This is a genomic window from Streptomyces sp. NPDC048590, from assembly GCF_043199535.1.
Lineage (GTDB): Bacteria > Actinomycetota > Actinomycetes > Streptomycetales > Streptomycetaceae > Streptomyces.
Genome location: NZ_JBICWC010000002.1, coordinates 256,048 through 274,678, shown reverse-complemented (window position 1 = coordinate 274,678; position 18,631 = coordinate 256,048). Strand labels below are relative to the sequence as shown.

At 71.1% G+C, this 18,631-nt stretch carries 11 protein-coding genes; 2 read left to right on the top strand and 9 right to left on the bottom strand.

The annotated features are described in order from the left end of the window. Positions 1-11: 11 nt before the first annotated feature. The 3 genes from ACGFNN_RS05645 to ACGFNN_RS05635 form a co-directional block, all read right to left on the bottom strand. On the bottom strand, positions 12-1,760 hold the full coding sequence (locus tag ACGFNN_RS05645; protein ID WP_393553266.1) for a glycoside hydrolase domain-containing protein: 1,749 nt from the start codon (positions 1,758-1,760) through the stop codon (positions 12-14). A 254-nt stretch (positions 1,761-2,014) separates the two neighbouring features. After that, positions 2,015-2,749: a D-Ala-D-Ala carboxypeptidase family metallohydrolase gene (locus ACGFNN_RS05640; protein ID WP_393553264.1), complete on the bottom strand. Its 735-nt coding sequence runs from the start codon at positions 2,747-2,749 to the stop codon at positions 2,015-2,017. Between the two features lie 220 nt (positions 2,750-2,969). Continuing rightward, a complete protein-coding gene (locus ACGFNN_RS05635; RefSeq protein ID WP_362556395.1) occupies positions 2,970-3,380 on the bottom strand; it encodes a transcriptional repressor in 411 nt (136 codons plus the stop codon). A gap of 366 nt (positions 3,381-3,746) precedes the next feature. On the opposite strand from ACGFNN_RS05635, the gene katG reads away from it, so the two are divergent. Both katG and ACGFNN_RS05625 read left to right on the top strand, forming a co-directional pair. Then, a complete protein-coding gene (gene katG / locus ACGFNN_RS05630; protein WP_393553262.1) occupies positions 3,747-6,002 on the top strand; it encodes a catalase/peroxidase HPI in 2,256 nt (751 codons plus the stop codon). Positions 6,003-6,272: 270 nt separating this feature from the next. Next, positions 6,273-6,776, top strand: a complete 504-nt coding sequence (locus tag ACGFNN_RS05625) for a lamin tail domain-containing protein (protein WP_362556399.1) — start codon at positions 6,273-6,275, stop codon at positions 6,774-6,776. 150 nt (positions 6,777-6,926) lie between these two features. Here the strand turns inward: ACGFNN_RS05625 and ACGFNN_RS05620 are convergent, their stop codons facing one another. From ACGFNN_RS05620 to ACGFNN_RS05595, 6 genes are all read right to left on the bottom strand, one after another. Beyond that, on the bottom strand, positions 6,927-10,247 hold the full coding sequence (locus tag ACGFNN_RS05620; RefSeq protein ID WP_393553260.1) for a S8 family serine peptidase: 3,321 nt from the start codon (positions 10,245-10,247) through the stop codon (positions 6,927-6,929). 152 nt (positions 10,248-10,399) lie between these two features. Continuing rightward, entirely contained in the window at positions 10,400-14,200 is a 3,801-nt protein-coding gene (locus ACGFNN_RS05615; RefSeq protein ID WP_393553258.1) for a S8 family serine peptidase, read from the bottom strand. A gap of 245 nt (positions 14,201-14,445) precedes the next feature. Next, complete coding sequence (locus tag ACGFNN_RS05610) at positions 14,446-14,667, bottom strand: helix-turn-helix transcriptional regulator (protein WP_362555250.1); 222 nt, start codon at positions 14,665-14,667, stop codon at positions 14,446-14,448. Next, a complete protein-coding gene (locus ACGFNN_RS05605) occupies positions 14,667-15,152 on the bottom strand; it encodes a DUF2975 domain-containing protein (RefSeq protein WP_393553256.1) in 486 nt (161 codons plus the stop codon). Before ACGFNN_RS05605 ends, ACGFNN_RS05610 begins: the two co-directional genes overlap by 1 nt. Before the next feature lie 178 nt (positions 15,153-15,330). After that, a complete protein-coding gene (locus ACGFNN_RS05600) occupies positions 15,331-17,562 on the bottom strand; it encodes a PQQ-binding-like beta-propeller repeat protein (RefSeq protein WP_393553254.1) in 2,232 nt (743 codons plus the stop codon). A 117-nt stretch (positions 17,563-17,679) separates the two neighbouring features. Further along, complete coding sequence (locus ACGFNN_RS05595; RefSeq protein ID WP_393553252.1) at positions 17,680-18,627, bottom strand: methionyl-tRNA formyltransferase; 948 nt, start codon at positions 18,625-18,627, stop codon at positions 17,680-17,682. Positions 18,628-18,631: the final 4 nt, after the last annotated feature.

Genomic DNA, 18,631 nt, shown 5'->3' with positions numbered 1-18,631 from the left:
AGCTCTCCCGATCACCTGCCGGCCTGGAGGGCGCCCCAGGTGGCGGCTCCGACGACCCCGTCGGAGCCAAGCCCGCGCGAGGACTGGTAGTCGCGTACGGCCTGCTCGGTGCCCGACCCGAAGACACCGTCGACGGACACCGTCCGGCCGAGCGCGGCGGTCAGCGCGCGCTGCAGGCGGCTGACGGCCTCCCCCGTGGAACCGTTGCGGACGGTCGTGGTGGCTCCGCGGGACAGCAGTGCGGTCCAGGTCTTCGCCCCGACCACACCGTCAGCGGTGAGCCCCTTGGAGGACTGGAAGTTCCGGGCCGCGGTGGCGGTGCCGGACCCGAAGATCCCGTCAGGGGTACCGGGGTCGAACCCCGCGGCCTTGAGCAGGCACTGGGCCGCCTTGACCTGCTCCCCTGTGGAGCCACTGCGGACGGTGGGGTAGGCGGTGAAGCCGAGGTTCGCCCCCGTGCAGGTGGGCGCGGGCGTGGCGACGTCGCCGACATCCAGGTAGTCGCGGTCGATGTTGATCGAATAACCGCCGTAGGACTCGGTGACCTCGCCCGCGTACTGGTGGATCCTCTGATGGCCCGACCAGTACGAAGCCGGCACGTAGGAACCGGTGCCGGTGTCGGCGGCGCCGTTCCACCACGCGTAGAACAGGTGGTCCACCCGGGTGTAGGCGCCGTTGCCGTACTCGGCGGCGGCGTCCTTGATGCCGGAGGCCGCGCTGGAGTAGAAGCCCGAGAGATAGCCGCTGCTGTGCAGCCGCTCGGTCCAGCCGGAGAGGTACGACAGCACGGACGCCTTGCAGGACGGCGTGGAGGTGTAGGCCTCGATGTCGCTGTAGATGGCGCTGCCCGCCGGGATCCCGAGGCCCGACGCGGCGCTGATGGCCCCGGCTGCCGCCGTGACCCCCTGGGCCTTGGCCGTTGCCGGATCGGTGGACATCTTCAGCGAGTAGTTGGTGCACGGTGCCTGCCGGCCCACGTCGATGGGGAACAGGTGCCACCCGTTGCCGGTCTGGTGGGTCACCCAGCTCGCGGTCAGATTCGGCTGCGCACAGCCGCGGAAGGAACCGCTGATGTAGACCCCGACCGCGCTGTACGGCGAGCTCGCCTGCCATGCGTCCATGGCGGCCTGCGAGGGCGCGGCACAGGCGTCGAAGCCCTTGCCGAGGTAGTCGCCGGGCTGCGGTCCGGCCGCCGCCAGGGGCACGGCGTCGGCCCGCCGGGCCGTGCTCGGCAGTGCGGCGGGCTCGGCGCCCTCGGTGAGTTCGGCGGTGGCGAGGACACCACGGACGAGCGTCTCGGTCCCGGGTGTGTGGGCGGCGGTCACCAGGACACCCGCGTCCTCGACAGCGACCTGGATGCTGTCGTTGCTGGACGCGGCGGAAGGGGCGACGGCCGTGCCCCGAGGGGCACGCGCGGTCGCCGCCGTGGTCCGGGCGGCCGCACCGGCGGTGAGGGGTTCCACGACGATGCCCGCCGAACGGCCGACGACCCCGGCGGGGCAGTCGCTCTGCGCGGCGGGCTCGCCCAGGTAGACGGCCGGTCTGTCGAAGCGCAGGCACGCGCGTGGGTTCTCGGTCAGATCGACGACCTGCCAGTCGGACGGCACCTCGATGCGGTAGCCGTGGTAGGCGACACTCCGGGTGGTCCCGGGCGCGGGATCCGCCTGGGCGGGGCCCGGTACTGCCAGGGCTCCGACAACGGCGAGCACCGCCGGAAGGGCTGCTCGGGCGCGGGTGCGCCAAGGGGTCCGGAACGACATCGGTTCACTCCTGCTCGGACGCGGGGAAGGTTCGGACGCGGGGAAGGTTCGGGACAGCGGGGCATCGGACGCGGAGAAGGTTCGGGACAGCGGCGCGGCGGGTCGGCTCCGGTTCGGCCGCCGGCGGCGACCCGGCCGCGGCCGGATGCCGATCCGCCGTACCTCTGCGGGACGGTGCGGGCCCGACGCCACCGGACCTGGGCCGGCCCGGAAGAATCGTGCCGTTCGTGCGTACGTGTACGCGAACGCTTGGATCAGACCCCGCAGTTGGGCGCGGACCAGGAGCGGCCGGTGCGTCCGTCCACATGGGTGTGATCGTTGTGGTCGGGGTAGCCGGGGCCGAAGATGCCGCCGAAGCCGTGCGAGCGGGCGCGCTGGGCAAGTGCGCAGAAGGACGGGCTCCCGATCAGGTCCGCGGCGTCGCCGTAGAGGTGCCGGCTGTTCGAGGCGCCTCCGGCAGCGTTGTTGCAGGCCGTCGAACGGAATCCGCTGGAGACGGTGATGGGCACGTCACCCATGGCGTGCCGCAGGGCCTCCAGCTTCCACATCGTGCGCAGGCCGTTGGACTTGGCCGTAGCGGCGCTGACGGCACCGCCGGACCAGTCCGAATTGCACTTGTTCAGCTCCGCGTAGGTGAAGTGAACGGGCGTGCAGTCCGGGTCCTGGAGCGCGTAGATCTCGGCGAACGTCCGGGAACCCGCCACACCGTCCGCGCCGAGGCCGTAGGCCTGCTGGAACTTGACGACGGCCGCCTTGGTTCGCGGGCCGAAGTTCCCGTCGACAGTAAGGATTTCGCCTTGGTCGACATGTCCGGCGACCCGGATCTGCAGTTCGGTCACATCCGCTCCGGACATCCCCTCGGAGAGGGTGCGGCCCCAGGTGTAGCACTCGTCGGCCTGGGCCGGGGCGGCGGTGGCGAGCATCCCACCCAGAGTGGTAGCCATGATCATGACAAACGAGAGTCCGAGCTGGATCGTACGCCTCAGCATGGCGCCTCCATCGTGAGCGCTCCCGATTCCCACCGGGCGGTCTGAGGCGAGTGTGACCTCCCCGTCCGCACCCTGTCCACAAGGTCACCATCTGCCACAGGACCAGACCTTCGGAACAACACCCTTGAAGTATGGGGAAGTTGGCGGCCTCACCGGCGTCCGGCGTCTCGATCCGCCCGGACCGGGGGCACACCGCGGCCCGCGGCGGGCGAGGTCGATGTCAGGCGCAGTCCGGGCACAGGCCTCGGTAGGTGATCTCCGCCGAGCCCACGGTGAACCCGAACCGTTCCGCCTCCGGAAGGTCGTCCAGGGCGTTGCCCACCGGGTGGACGTCACGCACCGCGCCGCAACCTGAGCACACCAGGTGCTGATGGGGGCGGTGTGCGTTCGGGTCGTAGCGCTTGGCCCGGCCCACCGTGGAGACCTCCAGCACCTCACCGAGGGCCACGAGCTCCCCCAGCGTGTTGTAGACGGTCGCGCGGGAGATCTCGGGCAGCCGCTCGGCGGCCCGCAGATGCACCTCGTCCGCCGTCAGATGGACATGATCCCCGTCGAGGACCTCCGCCACGACACGCCGCTGCGAGGTCATCCGCCAGCCACAGCCCCGCAGCCGTTGAAGGAGGTCACTCATCCCGTTTCACCTGCTCCGCCTCACGGGGGCGCTCCGCCGGACCGGAAACGGAACCGACTACGCCGCACCTCTGCCGCCATCACTTTGCGTACTTCTTGACTTGGACGAAGTCCATCGTAGGATCGATCCCGGCGACATCCAAGAGACAGGAAGACTCCGGTACGGCAGCAGAGACATGTGACGGGTACACCGCCGGTCGAGCGCCGTCCGCGTGGCACCCGCCGGGAAGCACCCGGTCAGCCGGCCCTCCAGGCGCCGGTCCCCGCCCGCGGTGACCCCGGCACACAGCGTGCCTCTTCTGCACGGCCCGAATCCTCCTCCCCTGTTCAGCGCTCCCATGACCCACCGGGTCCGGAAGGATTGGCCATGCCTGAGAACCACGAGTCGCACATCTTCGATCCCGTCACCCCGGATTCGCCCGAGACGGCCGTCCCCGAGGTGCCCGAGGCGCAGGCGAGCGGGTGCCCGGTGGCACACGGCCGCGCCCCGCACCCCACCCAGGGCGGCGGTAACCGCCAGTGGTGGCCGGACCGTCTCAACGTGAAGATCCTCGCCAAGAACCCCGCGATCGCGAACCCGCTCGGCGAGGACTTCGACTACGCGGCGGCGTTCCAGGCGCTCGACCTGCCCGCGGTGAAGCGCGACATCGCCGAGGTCCTCACGACGTCGCAGGACTGGTGGCCTGCCGACTTCGGCAACTACGGCCCGCTGATGATCCGGATGGCCTGGCACAGCGCCGGCACGTACCGCATCAGTGACGGCCGCGGTGGCGCGGGCGCCGGTCAGCAGCGTTTCGCCCCGCTGAACAGCTGGCCGGACAACGGCAACCTGGACAAGGCCCGCCGCCTGCTGTGGCCCGTCAAGAAGAAGTACGGCCAGTCGATCTCCTGGGCCGACCTGATGATCCTCACCGGCAACGTCGCCCTGGAGACCATGGGCTTCAAGACCTTCGGCTTCGCCGGCGGCCGCGAGGACGTCTGGGAGTCGGAGGAGGACGTCTACTGGGGCCCGGAGACCACCTGGCTCGACGACGAGCGCTACACCGGCGACCGTGAGCTGGAGAACCCGCTCGGCGCCGTCCAGATGGGCCTGATCTACGTCAACCCCGAGGGCCCCAACGGCAACCCGGACCCGATCGCGGCCGCCCGCGACATCCGTGAGACGTTCCGCCGGATGGCGATGAACGACGAGGAGACCGTTGCCCTCATCGCCGGTGGCCACACCTTCGGCAAGACGCACGGTGCGGGCCCGGCCGAGAGCGTCGGCGCGGACCCCGAGGGCGCCTCGATGGAGGAGCAGGGCCTCGGCTGGCGCAGCTCCCACCGGACGGGCAAGGGCGGGGACGCGATCACCAGCGGTCTGGAGGTGACCTGGACCAGCACCCCGACCAGGTGGGGCAACGAGTTCTTCCACAACCTCTTCGCCTACGAGTACGAGCTGACCGAGTCGCCGGCCGGTGCGAAGCAGTGGATCGCCAAGGACGCCGAGGCGACCGTCCCGGACGCGCACGACCCGTCGAAGAAGCACAAGCCGCAGATGCTCACCACCGACCTGTCGCTGCGCTTCGACCCCGCCTACGAGCAGATCTCGCGACGCTTCCACGAGAACCCGGAAGAGTTCGCTGACGCCTTCGCCCGCGCCTGGTACAAGCTCACGCACCGCGACATGGGCCCCATCCAGCGCTACCTCGGCCCCGAGGTCCCCTCCGAGGTGCTCCTGTGGCAGGACCCGCTGCCGCAGCGCACCGGTGAGCCTCTGGACGCCTCGGAGATCGCCGCGCTCAAGGAGCAGGTGCTGGCCACCGACCTGACGGTGTCCCAGCTGGTCTCGGCCGCCTGGGCCTCCGCCTCGACCTTCCGCGGCAGCGACAAGCGCGGTGGCGCCAACGGTGCCCGGGTCCGTCTGGAGCCGCAGCGCGGCTGGGAGGCCAACAACCCGGACGAGCTGTCCCAGGTGCTGCGCGCCCTGGAAGGCATCCAGCAGTCCTTCGACGCCAAGGGCGGCAAGAAGGTCTCGCTGGCCGACCTGATCGTCCTCGCGGGCAACGCGGCCGTCGAGCAGGCGGCCAAGGACGCCGGCGTCGAGGTACAGGTCCCCTTCACCCCGGGCCGCGTCGACGCCTCGCAGGAGCAGACGGACATCGAGTCGTTCGCCGCCCTGGAACCCTCCCACGACGGCTTCCGCAACTACGTCGGCAAGGGAACCCGCCTTCCCGCCGAGTACCTGCTCCTGGACCGGGCCAACCTGCTGACGCTGAGCGCCCCGGAGACCACCGTCCTGGTCGGCGGTCTGCGCGTGCTGGGCGCCAACACCGGCGGCTCGAAGCACGGTGTACTCACCGACCGGCCGGGCACCCTGACCAACGACTTCTTCGTGAACCTGCTCGACATGGGCGTCACCTGGAAGTCGACGTCCTCGGCTCAGGACGAGTTCGAGGCGCGCGACGAGGCCGGTCAGGTCAAGTGGACCGGGACCCGCGCGGACCTGGTCTTCGGCTCGAACTCCGAGCTGCGCGCCCTCGCCGAGGTGTACGCGAGCGACGACGCCCGCCAGAAGTTCGTGACGGACTTCGTCGCCGCCTGGGCCAAGGTCATGGACCTCGACCGCTACGACCTGGGCTAGGCAGCCCCTCCGGGAATCGCGCCGCTCGCCGCACCGACCCGTGCGACACCGCGTGACGCCCGGCTGGAATTGCGCCGCCGGGTACAGGGCATCAGCCCTGTACCCGGCGGCGTTCTCGTTCCGCGACCGCGGGGGCCGTCCGGGTGTCCTCGGCTGCCGGCCCCCTGACGCCCGGAGCGTTAGTCACATTTTCTTCACATGTACTACATCTGTTGATCACATTGGATAAGCTCCGGTCGCTCCATCCGCACCAATGAGGGGGGATTCCTCATGAGCTTTCGTCGCACCCTGTTCACCTGCGCCGCCACCGCGGCCGTTGCCGCGCTCGGCCTGTCCGCGGCCGTTCCGGCGCAGGCCACCGAGTACACCTCGGCCCTGAAGGTCAAGGGCGTGCAGTACAACGCCCCGGGCACCGACTCCAACAAGTGCTCCGGCGGGAACACCAGGAACGAGTACCTGACGATCAAGAACTACTCGAAGACGAAGTCCGTGAACCTGAAGGGCTACAAGGTCAGGGACGCCACGGGCAACACCTTCACCTTCACCAACAGCCACACGCTCCAGCCCGGCGACTACGCGAGCCTGCGCGGGGGCCGCGGCACCGACTCGGACAGCGGCAACGTGGTCTACCGCCAGAACTGCAACTTCATCTGGAACAACGACAAGGACACCATCTACCTCTACAAGCCCACCGGCGACCGCGCCGACGTCCACTCCTACACGGCCACGGGCAACGACCGGGACGGCAACGGGTACATCACCTACCACGGCTGACCGGAGACCGCCTCGGCAACGGGCGTTGCCGGCACCCCCTGGGGGCCGCGATGAGACCGGACGGGGCCGCCCGTGCGTGGATCCCTCCACACGCGGGCGGCCCCTCAGGCCGTCGGCTCCGGTGGCGGCGCGCCACCCGGGCCGTCCGGCCTACGGTCCGGCGAAGGAGACCTCGGCGGTGGCTGAGCAGTGGTCCTTGCCCACGTCGCACAACCGGTAGGTGTAGGACCGGCGCCGGGGGCCGGGGATCAGATCGGTGAAGCGCCCGGTGTTCGCCACCCTCGCCACCACCCGGCCGTCACGGACCACCTCGACCTCGGCGGTCGTCGCTCCGTTCCAGGCGAGGGCGGCCCGTCGCAGGAGTGAACCCTGACCTGTGGCGGTCAGTTCGTAGCGTGCGCCCACCCTGACCTTGACGACCCGGCCGGGCGCCGTCTTCGTTCCGAAGTACGCGTAGTCGCCGCGCGGGTCGATGACGGCCGAGATGAGGGCGTCCTCCTTCTCGGCGAGAGCGACGTAGCCGGCTGACTCGAAGCGTTCGAGGTCGACGGTGACCACCCTTCCCGGCAGACTGAGCGTCCCGAAGACGGCGTACCGGCCGGTGGGGTCCATCACCGCCGAGAAGAACGCCCCACCGCCCGTGGGTGCCAGTACCTGATCGCGGGTGAAGCTCTTCAGATCGAGCCGGATGATCTTGCCGCTGCTCCCCTCGCCTGTGCCGAAGTAGGCGTACCGGTCGTCGGGAGCGATGACCGCCGAGCGCAGGGGGCCTTCCCCGGGATCCAGGGTGACCGACCCCACCTCCCGCATGGCCGTCAGGTCGATCTTGGCGACGCGTCCCTGCGGACTGGTGACCGTGCCGACGTAGGCGAACTGACCCTTGGAGTCGATGACTCCCGCGTCCAGGTAGTCCTCCCCGGCTCCGAGCGTGACCGCGCCGACCCGGGTGAACGTGGCCAGGTCGACCTTGACGAGGCGGCCCGGACTGGTTCCCGTGCCGAAGTAGGCGTAGGCACCCGACGGGTCCATGAGCGCCGAGCGGAGGTTGTCCTCACCCGTGCCGAGAACCAGGATCTTGTCCAGGGTGAAGGTCTCCAGGTCGACGCGGACCACCCGCCCCGGGGACGCGGCGACGACGAAGTAGGCGTACTTCCCCGCCGGGTCGATGACCGCGTCCTGGAGCATCTTCTGGCCGATGCCCACGGAGAGGGTGGCGACCCGCTTGAAGGTCTTCAGGTCGATCTTCGTGATGTAACCGGGCAGCGGATCCTGGGCGTTGTCCGTGCCGAAGTAGGCGTAGCGGCCCTCGGGGTCCACGGCCGCGGCATGCAGGCTCTTCTGCAGGCTCGATGTACTGAGGCTTCCGGAGCGGGCAGGTATCGGTGTGCCGCTGCCCCGCACCACTACCGTGTGCGCCCATCCGGCGGCATTGTTCCGGATGGTGATCGACCCGTCCTGGTCGCCGTCCGCGGTGGGCCGGAACGAGATGCCGAGGGTGCAGTGCTCCTTGCGGGCGAGAGTGAAGGGCGCCCTGCCGCAGGTGCCGGGCTCGGAGACGAAAGCCCCGTCGTGGTCGGTGACATGAATGACCGTCACCGGCTTGCTGCCGAGGCTGGTGAGTGTGACGGTGACGGGCCCGCCCGTCGTGCCGATGGGCACGGCGCCGAAGTCGGCGTCGTCCGGTGTGACGGAGAGGACCCTGCCGGGGCGGGCCGCCAGTGCGAAGTCGGCTGTCGCGTGCGCCGATTCACCGACGGTGACGCCGGACTTCGCGGTGGTGTAGGCCGCTTGCGCCACGGACATGGTGTAGTCGCCGGCTGTGGCGGTCATCGAGTAGCCGCCGTCCTCACCGGTCGCCACCGGCAGCCCCACCGCTCCCGCAGCCGTGGTGAGCTGCACGGTGGCTCCCCCGACAGGCTCCCCCGTCCGCTCGTCGGTGACGGTTCCGCTCACCGTGCCCGTGATGCCTCGCGGCGCGTTCTCCACGGCCGAGTAGGCGTCGAGACGCCCTTGTCCGTACACGTTGTTGTTCTCCGGGGTGCCACCACAGGTCACATCGGGTACGTCGGCGGCGGTCTCGTCGAGGAGACGGCGGGTGGCATCGATGTTCCGGCTGACCGCGGGGGCCGCCGACCACAGCAGTGCGATGGTGCCCGCCACGTGCGGAGCGGCCATGGAGGTCCCGCTGGCGACGGCGTACTTGCCACCCGGGTACGTGGAGCGGATCGCCACGCCAGGTGCGGACACGTTCGGCTTGATCAGGTCGTCGCCGTTCTCCGACGGTCCCCGGCTGGAGAACGAGGCGACGGCGCCATCGGCGTCGAAGGCGCCGACCCCGTAGCTCTCCTCCATGTTCGCCGGGTTGGCGTCGGTGCCGCAGTCCGGTCCCTCGTTGCCGTTGGAGAAGACCGGGAAGATCCCGGCCGCGACCCACGCCTGCACGGTCTGCTTGAACCACGGGTCGCTCCCCGCGGCTGCGCTGCCCCACGAGTTGTTCACCACGTGCGGTCTGAGCTCGGGGCGGGGGTTCTTGCCCCTGGCATCGGTGGGCGCCAGCATGAACTGGCCGGCGGCCAGCAGGGCGCTCTGGGTGCAACTGCTGGACGCGCAGCCCTTGGCGGCGATCCACTGTGCACCGGGGGCCACCCCGACGTGGTTGCCGGGGCCGCCGTCGCCGACCATGGTGCCGACGGTGTGCGTCCCGTGCCCTACGTTGTCGCACGGGACGCTGGTGACGATCCCGCAACTATGCGTGGGGTCGTACCAGTTGTAGTCGTGGGTGAAGGAGCCGTCGGCGTTCGCCCCCCGGTACCGCTTCACCAGCGCCGGGTGGTCGAACTGGACACCGGAGTCGATGCTGCCGACGACGATCCCCTCCCCGGTGGCCCCGAAGTCCTCCCACGCCTTCGGGGCGCCGATCCTGTCGACGCCCCACTCGACGTCGTCGACGGTCGGCTCGTCGTCGGTCTCCCGGAGTTCCGGGAGCGCGTACGTCCGGTCGCCGGTGACGCTTTCGACGTCCGGGAGAGCGGTGATCCGCTTCAGCAGCTTCGCGTCACCCTTCACCTGAACGGCGTTGGCGATCCAGAAGGACTTGTACGTGGCGCCGGCGTCCCGGAGTACGTCGATGAGGGCGGACTGGCCCTCCCGCGCGTTCTCCTGGAGACGGCTCCGCACCTCGTGGCCCTGGCGCGTCCTGTCCTTGATCCTCCCGGCGCTGCGAAGATCGGCCTTCCCGCGGAGGTAGACCCAGAACGTCGAGGTGTCGTCGCCCTTCAGGTCGTCGACCACCTCACGCTCGACGGAGGGTGCGGAGAGGCTGCTCGCGGTGGCGACGGGAGAGGCGTGTGCCGCCTGGGGAAGTCCGGCCGCGGCGAGTCCCGCGGCGAGGAGGAGTGCCCAGGCGCGTGGGAGGCGCCGTCGTGCGGGTCGTGGGGTGAGTGCGCCCCGTCGGCCTGCTCTCGGTCTCATGGAATCGGAACCCTTCCTCGGTCGTGGGCTTCGTCGTCGGGCGGTCCTTGCGGGTGAGCGGTGCCGGCCGGCGAAGCGTGCCAGTGTCCGACGCACGCCCCGGGTGCTCGGGGCAGGGGCGTGCCCGACGGCACGCCCCCTGGCCCCGGGGGTCAGCCGCGCAAGGCGTAGGCGCGGAGCACGGTCTGCTGTGTGCGGCTGCCCGCGTCGTCCCACGCCGTGACACGGAGCGCAACGTGCGCCGCGCCGTCCGTTCGCGGGTGGTGCAGGACGGCGGTGGCCGATCCGTCCGCGCGCACGTGCGGCTCGACGGGCCGGCTCCAGGTGACGCCGTCGTCGTACGAGGCCTCGACCCGGATTCCCTTGACGCGTGCTCCGCGGTGCCCCTCGGGGCGGAGGGTGCCGATCCGCACCGGGAACGCCCTCCCCGCGGGTGCGGTGTTGGCTCCGTCCACGCCGAGGCCGTAGCTGAGCAGGATCACCGGCAGGACGGCGCACGGGTGGCCTGCGCCGTAGACCTCGGCACACCCCGGAGCCGTGTCACCCGCCTCAGGCGCCTTCGAACGGAATGTGTACGAGGTGTCCGTCCGGGTTCCGAGGGTCTCCAGGGCGTTGGTCATTCGGAGCACGGTCTGGTCGATGCGGTACTCGGCCTCCTCGTGGACGAACAACTGGGCCGCGGGGACCTCCTGGCCGTCGCGCCGGTAGGTGAAGGCACTGGTGGAGGCGCCCATGCCGAAGTGTCCGGGCTCGCCGTCGCCGTAGGGAGCGAGCAGGAATGCGGCGCCCTGGTCCGCGCGGCACAGGGGGCAGCTGATGCGACGCGGCAGGGTCGGGTGCACGGCTGCGCGCCCCCATGTCAGGCGCTCGGTGCTGCCCGCCCGGTACTCGGCCGGGTACTCCTCCATGTAGGTGCTGGACAGGTCGGAGGCGCGGACGGTCCGCATGTAGCGGCTGTCCGCCGCGTACACGTGGTCGGTGCGTGTCCCGGGGGCGAGGTGGCGGGCGCCGAGACGGAAGCCGGCCTTCTCCCACGGGTGCCAGGTGGTCAGCACGTCATCGGCGATGCGGGCCGCCCCGTCGGCGTGGAAGGTGCTGACCAGGCTCGCGAAGCGGTCGGCCCGGGTGATGAGGGCTGTCTGCTGCGGCACGGCGCCGGCGGCGTGGAAGGGCGCCGTGTAGGTGAAGCGGCTGTCGGAGCGACCCGTGAGGGTCACCGTGACCGGCTGCGCGGTGAGGGCTGCGAGCAGCTCCGCGCCCTCGTCGCGGCCGGTCGCAAAGGCCGGAACGACGCTGTTCCCGTCGTCCTGGACGAGGGTGGTGCCGTCGTCGGGGCGGATCGCGAGCACGGCGGCCGCTCCGTGGCGGGCGGCGGTGGCGAGGGCCGGCACCAGCCAGCCGTTGGCGCGGACCACGGCGATCTTGCCGGTGAGGTCGCGGCCCGCGTAGTCGGCCTCGGTACCGGTGCCGACGTCGACCGCGGCCAGCCTCCGCGTCCCGACGAAACGGCGCCCCAGGTCCGGCGTGAGCACCTCGTCGATCCGGTGGGTGCGGCCCGCGGCCGTCCACGTCGCGCGGAGGAGCGGATCGCGCAGCCTGTGCTCGGCGGTGAGGTGGAAGGTGCCGCGCACGGCCTCGGTGTGCGAGGCGATCGCCCCGTACCGGGTGGTGCGGTCACTGACCCCGGTGCTGAGGCCGATCGCGGCGGTCGCTCCGTCGTCCAGGGTGCGGCGCGCGGTGACCGCCAGAGCGGCACGCTCCAGCGGGCGGGACTCCCCCTGCACCCGGGCGGTCAGCGGGTGTGCTTCGCGGGCGTCGATGTGCACGGTGCGGTCGCCGTCCACGGTGAACTCCGGTTCGGCGAAGGTGTCCACGGCGAGTGGGATGCGGTTCGAGTCATAGGTGGTCACCAGCGCCTGGAGGGCGTAGTGCCCCTCGCGGAGCCGGGTCTGCCAGGTGTTCTCTCCCATGAAGGTGACGCTGCTCAGCTCGGCCTCGCCGGTGGTGAGGTCGAGGATCTGCAGGTTGGTCTGTCCGCCGGCCTTTCCGTCTCGGCCGGTGAAGGTGAAGTCGACTGTGTGGCGCGGGGGTTGCTCGGTCCAGCCGACCACGGTCGTCAGGGTGGTGCCGTCACCGGTGGCGGTCAGGTAACCGTCGTACCGGCCGGGTCCGGTGCGGGACGGGTCGACGGTGAGGGTCACGGCGGCGGTGCCGTGCGCGGGGACCGTGACCGTGTCATCGGCGAGGACGGCCGCGCCCTCGGGTACCTCTGCTCCCCGGTCCAGGGCGAGGTCGAGCGCGAGGGTCACGTCGTGGTCGCCGTCGTTCGTGTAGACGATGTCCCGGCCGGAGGGCTGCTGCTGGTCGCGGAGGTCACCGAAGTCGGCGGTCGCGGAAGCGGTCACCTGTTGCGCGGACGCACGGTCGACGGCCAGGCGGCCGGCGCCCTGCTCGTAGACGTCCTGGTCCGGAGCGGTCTTCGCGGCGGAGACCAGGGCGTCCTTGAGTCGGGTGCCGTTCCACCCGGGGTGCTGCTGGGCGAGGAGTGCCGCGGCGCCGGCGACGTGCGGGGTGGACATGGAGGTGCCGTCCAAGGCCGTGTAGTACTCGCCCACGTTCGTGCCGAGGCGGGTCCCCGCGGCGCGAGCGGCGACGATCCCCACACCCGGCGCGGTGATCTCCGGCTTGAGTGCCCCGCTCGCGGTCGGACCACGGCCGGAGAACCCGGCGAGGCGGTCCCGTGCGTCCACCGCGCCGACGGTGAGCGCGGTGCGGGCCGTGCCCGGGCTGGCGACGGTGGACCTGCCGGGTCCGGTGTTGCCCGCGGCGATGACGAAGAGGGCGCCGGAGGACTCACTGAGCGCGTCGACGGCGTCGCTCAGCATGTCGCTGCCTTCGTCCGTCGGAGCGCCGAGGCTCATGGAGACGATGTCGGCACCTTGGGCGACGGCCCACTCCATCCCGGCGATGACGGTGGACTCGTCACCGCTGCCCGAGTTGTCGAGCACCTTCCCGACGAGCAGGCCGGCCCCGGGGGCGACTCCCTTGTACCTGCCCTCGGATGCCGCCCCGCTGCCGGCGACGGTGCTCGCCACGTGGGTGCCGTGGCCCCGGCCGTCCTGCACCCCCTGGCCGTCGATGAAGCTCTTGGAGTCCAGTACCCGCCCCGTGAGGTCGGGGTGGGCGAGGTCGATGCCGGTGTCCAGGACCGCCACCTTCACACCGCTGCCGTCGTAGCCGCTCTTCCAGACCGCGGGGGCACCGATCTGGGGCACGCTCACGTCGAGGGTGGCCCGCACCCTGCGGTCGGGGCGCAGCACTGCCTCGGGTCCGTCGAGCACATCCTGGTAGAAGGCCCGCGCCTTGCCCTTGTCGACATCGACGGCGGTGGCGCCGAGCGAGGTGAGCGCGGTGCGGTCGACGACTCCGGGAGCCTCCTCCGCACGGGCCGTCAGGGTGGCCCGGGTGGGGGCGGCCGCGTAGTCGACGATCAGCGGAAGGGTGTCGCGCTCCCCTGCGGCCCGCTGGTCGGCGACGAGCCGGGTGACGTTGAACAGCTCGCGGTCGAGCCTTCCGTCCGCGAGCCCCTCCCCCGCACCGTCCGGGATCACGTAGGTGTCGCCGGAGGGTGCCTCCTCGGTGTGGAAGGTGGCCGATGTCCCTGGCGCGGCTTCCGTGTCGAACGACGTACGCCCGTGGGCCGTGGTGACGCGCACGGTGTCGCCGGTGACGAGAGTGACGGTGTCGGTCCTCGCCGCGGGAGAGGCGGCTCCGGTGGTGATGCCGACCGGGCCTGGATCCGCCGTGGCGGCCGCCTGAGCGGGCAGAACGGGTCCGACGAGGGCCAGGACGAGCGCGGCGGTGAACAACCCGGTTCTTCGGTGGCCGCCGCGACCGGGCGCGGCGGCTCCACGGATACGTCTGCCGGTCTGCGGGACGGAACAGGTCGGCATGGCGGCCTCCTGGCGGGTGCGGCCGCGGCACCGGCGGCCGGGCGGGGGACGGACGGGTCCGGGCCCGCCACTGCCCGGGGGCAGCCGCACGGCTCGACGGCCGTAATCCTCGGCCCCGTGTCATGGCGACGACAAGGGGTGCCTGTGGCGAGCGTGCGACATGTCGCACGCTCGCCGTCGGCCGGACACACCGTCACAGAGACGCTGCCACGGAGACCGCCGCCCGCGAGACGCGCGACAGGGCATCACACCCCCGAGGCGTCCTCGGCCTCCCAGCGCAGCAGATCGGCCGGCTGGCACTCGAGCACCTCGCAGAGTGCGGCGAGCGTGGCGAAGCGAACCGCCTTGGCACGGCCGTTCTTGAGCACCGCGAGGTTGGCCGGGGTGATGCCCACGCGTTCCGCCAGTTCACCCACGGACATCTTCCGCCTGGCCAGCATCACGTCGATGCTGACGACGATCGGCATCAGATCACCTCGTCGAGCTCGGCCCGCATCCGTGTCGCCTCGGCATCGCGCGCGACGGCCTGGGCGAGGAGCATGCGAAGCACGAGCACGATGAGCGCGACTCCCAGGATGGCCAGGCCGATCCCGCCCATGATGACGGTGACGCCCGGGTCCTCACGCTGCCCCGGCGCGTTGAGGGCGGTGACGGTGAACCACACCAGGGCGACCGCCACGATCGCTCCGATCACGACGTCGACGTGCCGGAAGGCGGCGAAGGAGAAGACGGTTCCGCGCCGCACCATGGTCACCAGCTTCCACACGCTGACCAGGGCGACCTGGACCGCCACGACTCCCAGGACCGTCACCACGCGCAGCGCGTCCAGCGGAAGCGTTCCACGCTCCGGGTCGGTCGCCAGCGCCCACACCATCAGCACCTGTACGCCCGCGCTTCCGGCGAGCACCACAGCGAGCACGGCGCGCAGCGCGCGCACCGTCATCGTTCCCATAACTCGTCCCTCCCATCGAATGACGATATGAATCTATCGAAAATCGATAGATCTGGCAATGACGGTCCGCTCGGGGACTCAGCAAGGGCTCTCACCGGAGGCGAAGCAGCTCCGGAAGGGCGCCAGCGCGTGCACGGTCCGGAAACGGCGTCGGCGCGGGCGCGGCCGGGAAACGGCGTCAGCGCGAACGCGGCGGCTTCTTCCCGTCGAAGGCGAAGAGGGTGTTCCCGTCGGCGGCCACGACCACCACACGCCCCGCGACGGTCACGCGCGGGCTCGCGCCCTGCTCGCCCGTCAGCCCGTCGGCCCGCGGGTCGGTGGCCCACAGTCGCTCGCCGTCGTCCGACGACAGCGCGATCACCCTGCCGGTGGCCGAGCTGAAGTACACCGCGCCAAGACCCGCGACGGGACCCGAGGCGCCCTCCACCTCCGTCTGCCTCGTCCACTTCTCCCGGCCGGTGGCGGGGTCGAGCGCCGCGATGGATCCTGTCTGCCCGCTCACGTAGACGGTGTCGCCCGCCATGCCGGGCGTGCCCCCGTACGTCTTCGCCAGCGGGGACCGGTCGACCTTCCGCGTGGCGGGATCGACCCGCACCACTCCGTCATAGCCCGTGAGGGCCGTGCCCTCCCGGTGCTCCTGGAGGAGTACGAGCCTGCCGCCGGAGTCGCCGACCGGCACGGCGGGGCCGTCGACCGCGATGGGCCCGCCGAGCTCCCCGGTGGCACCGTCGACCGTGCGGATCGTGGGACGGCGCACCTCCAGGGCGTCCACTTCCGCACGCGTGGCGCACATCGCGAGGATCTGTGCGCCCATCAGGACGGGAGCGCACTGCGCGCCCGCGGGGAACTCGGCCCGCCAGGCCGTGTCACCGCTGTGGGCGTCGCGTGCCTCGAAGCGGGAGTTGGCGGCGTCGACGGTGACGACGAGCGAGCCGGCCACGACGGCGTCCTGGGTCCGGCCCGTGACCGCCGTCGACTGGGCACCGGTCGGCACGGACCACAGCTCGCGGCCGCTCACCGCGTCGAGGGCCACCACCTCGGCCCGCGGGTCCTGCGGGGCGTCCTCGGCGGCGAAGCGGTACCCGAGCACCGCGTCCTCGGTGGCGCCCACCAGATGAAGCCCTTGGACGGGTACGCCCGGGCTCTTCGCCGTCCACTCGGACGAGCCGTCCAGGACGCTGACACGGGTCGCCACGACACTGCCTCCGCCGCAGAAGAGCGCGTCGCCGCGGGCGACGCAGCGCAGTTCGTCGGGGATGTCCGCACGGCCCCCCTTCACCGTCCTGCTCCACGGTTCGAAGCCGTCAGGAAGCGCGGGGCCCGGTGCGACGGCACTGTCGCCCTTGCCGCCTTCACCGCTGCCCCCGACGTCACCTGCCCGCAGTGCGGCGACTCCCCCGCCGATCACCGCCACGGCCGCGACCGCCGCGAGCACCGGCCGCCAGCCACCGCGCAGGCGACGGCCCGCCGGAACACCGACACCGGTCACGGGCGGAACGGGAGGAGCGACAGGCACCGGGGTGGGCGCCACCGCGAGGTGAGGCTCGGTGGCCATGTCACGGACCCGGCCCGCGGCAGCGCCGATCGCGGCGGCCCCGCCGAGATCCGCGGGCAGGTCCCGCAGCAGTACGAGGAGTTCGTCCGCCGACGGACGCCCCTCGGGTTCCTTGTCCAGGCACAGATCGACGATCGCCCGCAGGGCCTCGGGCACCGCGCCCAGCGACGGTTCCTCGTGCACGACCTGATACGCCGTCATATACGGGCTGTCCGAATCGAAAGGGCCGCGACCGGTCGCGGAGTACACCAGCAGTGTCCCCAGGGAGAAGACGTCGGACCGCGGCCCCACTCCTCGCGGCTCCCGCAGCTGTTCCGGTGACATGAAGGGCGGGGTGCCGATCACCCGGCCTGTCATCGTCAGTGTCTGCTGGTCGGCGGCGCGCGAGATACCGAAGTCGATGACGCGTGGCCCCTCGGACGAGAGCACGACGTTCGACGGCTTCAGGTCCCGGTGGACGACCCCCGCACGGTGGATGTCGCGCAGTGCCTCCGCCAGCCCGATGGCGAGACTCCTCAACTCCGCCCCGCCCAACGGACCTTCGGCGGCGATTCGCTGGGCCAGCGTGTCACCCGGGATGAAGGCCGTTGCCATCCAGGGCTGTTCGGCCTCCGGAGCGGCATCGACCACGGCGGCGGTGAAGGCACCGCTCACCCGCCGAGCCGCCGCCACCTCCTGCCGGAAACGGATGCGGAACTCGTCGTCGGCCGCGAACTGCTGGTGGATCAGCTTGATCGCGATGGGCCGCCCCGAACTCGTGCGGGCGAGGAAGACGGTGCCCATGCCGCCCGTACCGAGCCGCGCCTCCAGCGGATAACCGCCGATCTCGGCTGGATCACCTACGCGCAGCGACACTCTTCCCGCCCTCCCGCCCCATCCGTCTCCGGGCGCGCCTGACCGCCCTGCACACAAACTAGTCGCAGGGCGGTCGGCCCGCTCGACGCGGGTGACGCTCCGGAGGGTCCGAGGAGGTCAGGGACGGTCGGTGAGGTATCCGCCCATCCTGGCGAAGTACTCGGAGGCGGGCAGCTCCAGACCGTCCTCGGTGCGCACCCGTGTGACGGCGAGACCGTGGTTACGGCCGGCCCTGGCGTCCGCACCCGCGACGATCACGACGCCCTCGCCCTCACGGTAGAAGATCCGGCCGGGAGTTCCCCCGTAGCGCTGCTCGGAGACGAACGCGGAGAGGATCTCCAGCCGCTTGCCCTTGTGGTAGGTGAAGGCGGCGGGATAGGGCGCCGACTGTGCCCGGATCAGGCGGTGGAGTTCCTCCGCCTGCCAGCCCCAGTCGATCCGGATGTCCTCCTCCGCGCGCTTGTGGAAGAAGGTGGCCTGCGACCTGTCCTGCGGGGTGAACTCGGTCTGCCCCGAGGCGATCAGGTCGAGGGAACCGATGGTGACGGGGGCGATCAGGTCGACGGTCTTGTGGAAGAGGTCGGTCGCCGTGTCCTCGGGGCCCACCTTGACTGATCGCTGGACCACGATGTCCCCGGCGTCGAGGGTCTCGTCCATCAGATGCCCGGTGACCCCGACCTCGGGCTCGCCGTTGATGAGCGCCCAGATGATCGGTGAGAAGCCGGCGTACTTCGGCAGCAGCGAGTCGTGGACGTTGAGGGTTCCGTGCCGCGGCAGGTTGTAGATGCGCGGCGGGATCCAGGTACGCCAGTTGTTGGCCACGATGATGTCCGGGTCGGCGTCCTTGAGGAGCTCGAAGAGCTCCTCGTCGTCCGGCCGGTTGCGGATGATGACCGGGACACCGTGCTCGGCGGCCAGGTCGGCGACGGAGTCGCTCCAGATCTTCTCGTAGGCGTGCTCGCTCTTCGGATGGGTCACCACCGTGACCACTTCGTGGGTGGAGTCGAGCAGTGCCTGCAGGGTGCGATGACCCCAGGTCTGATAACCGAACATGACGACGCGCATGAAT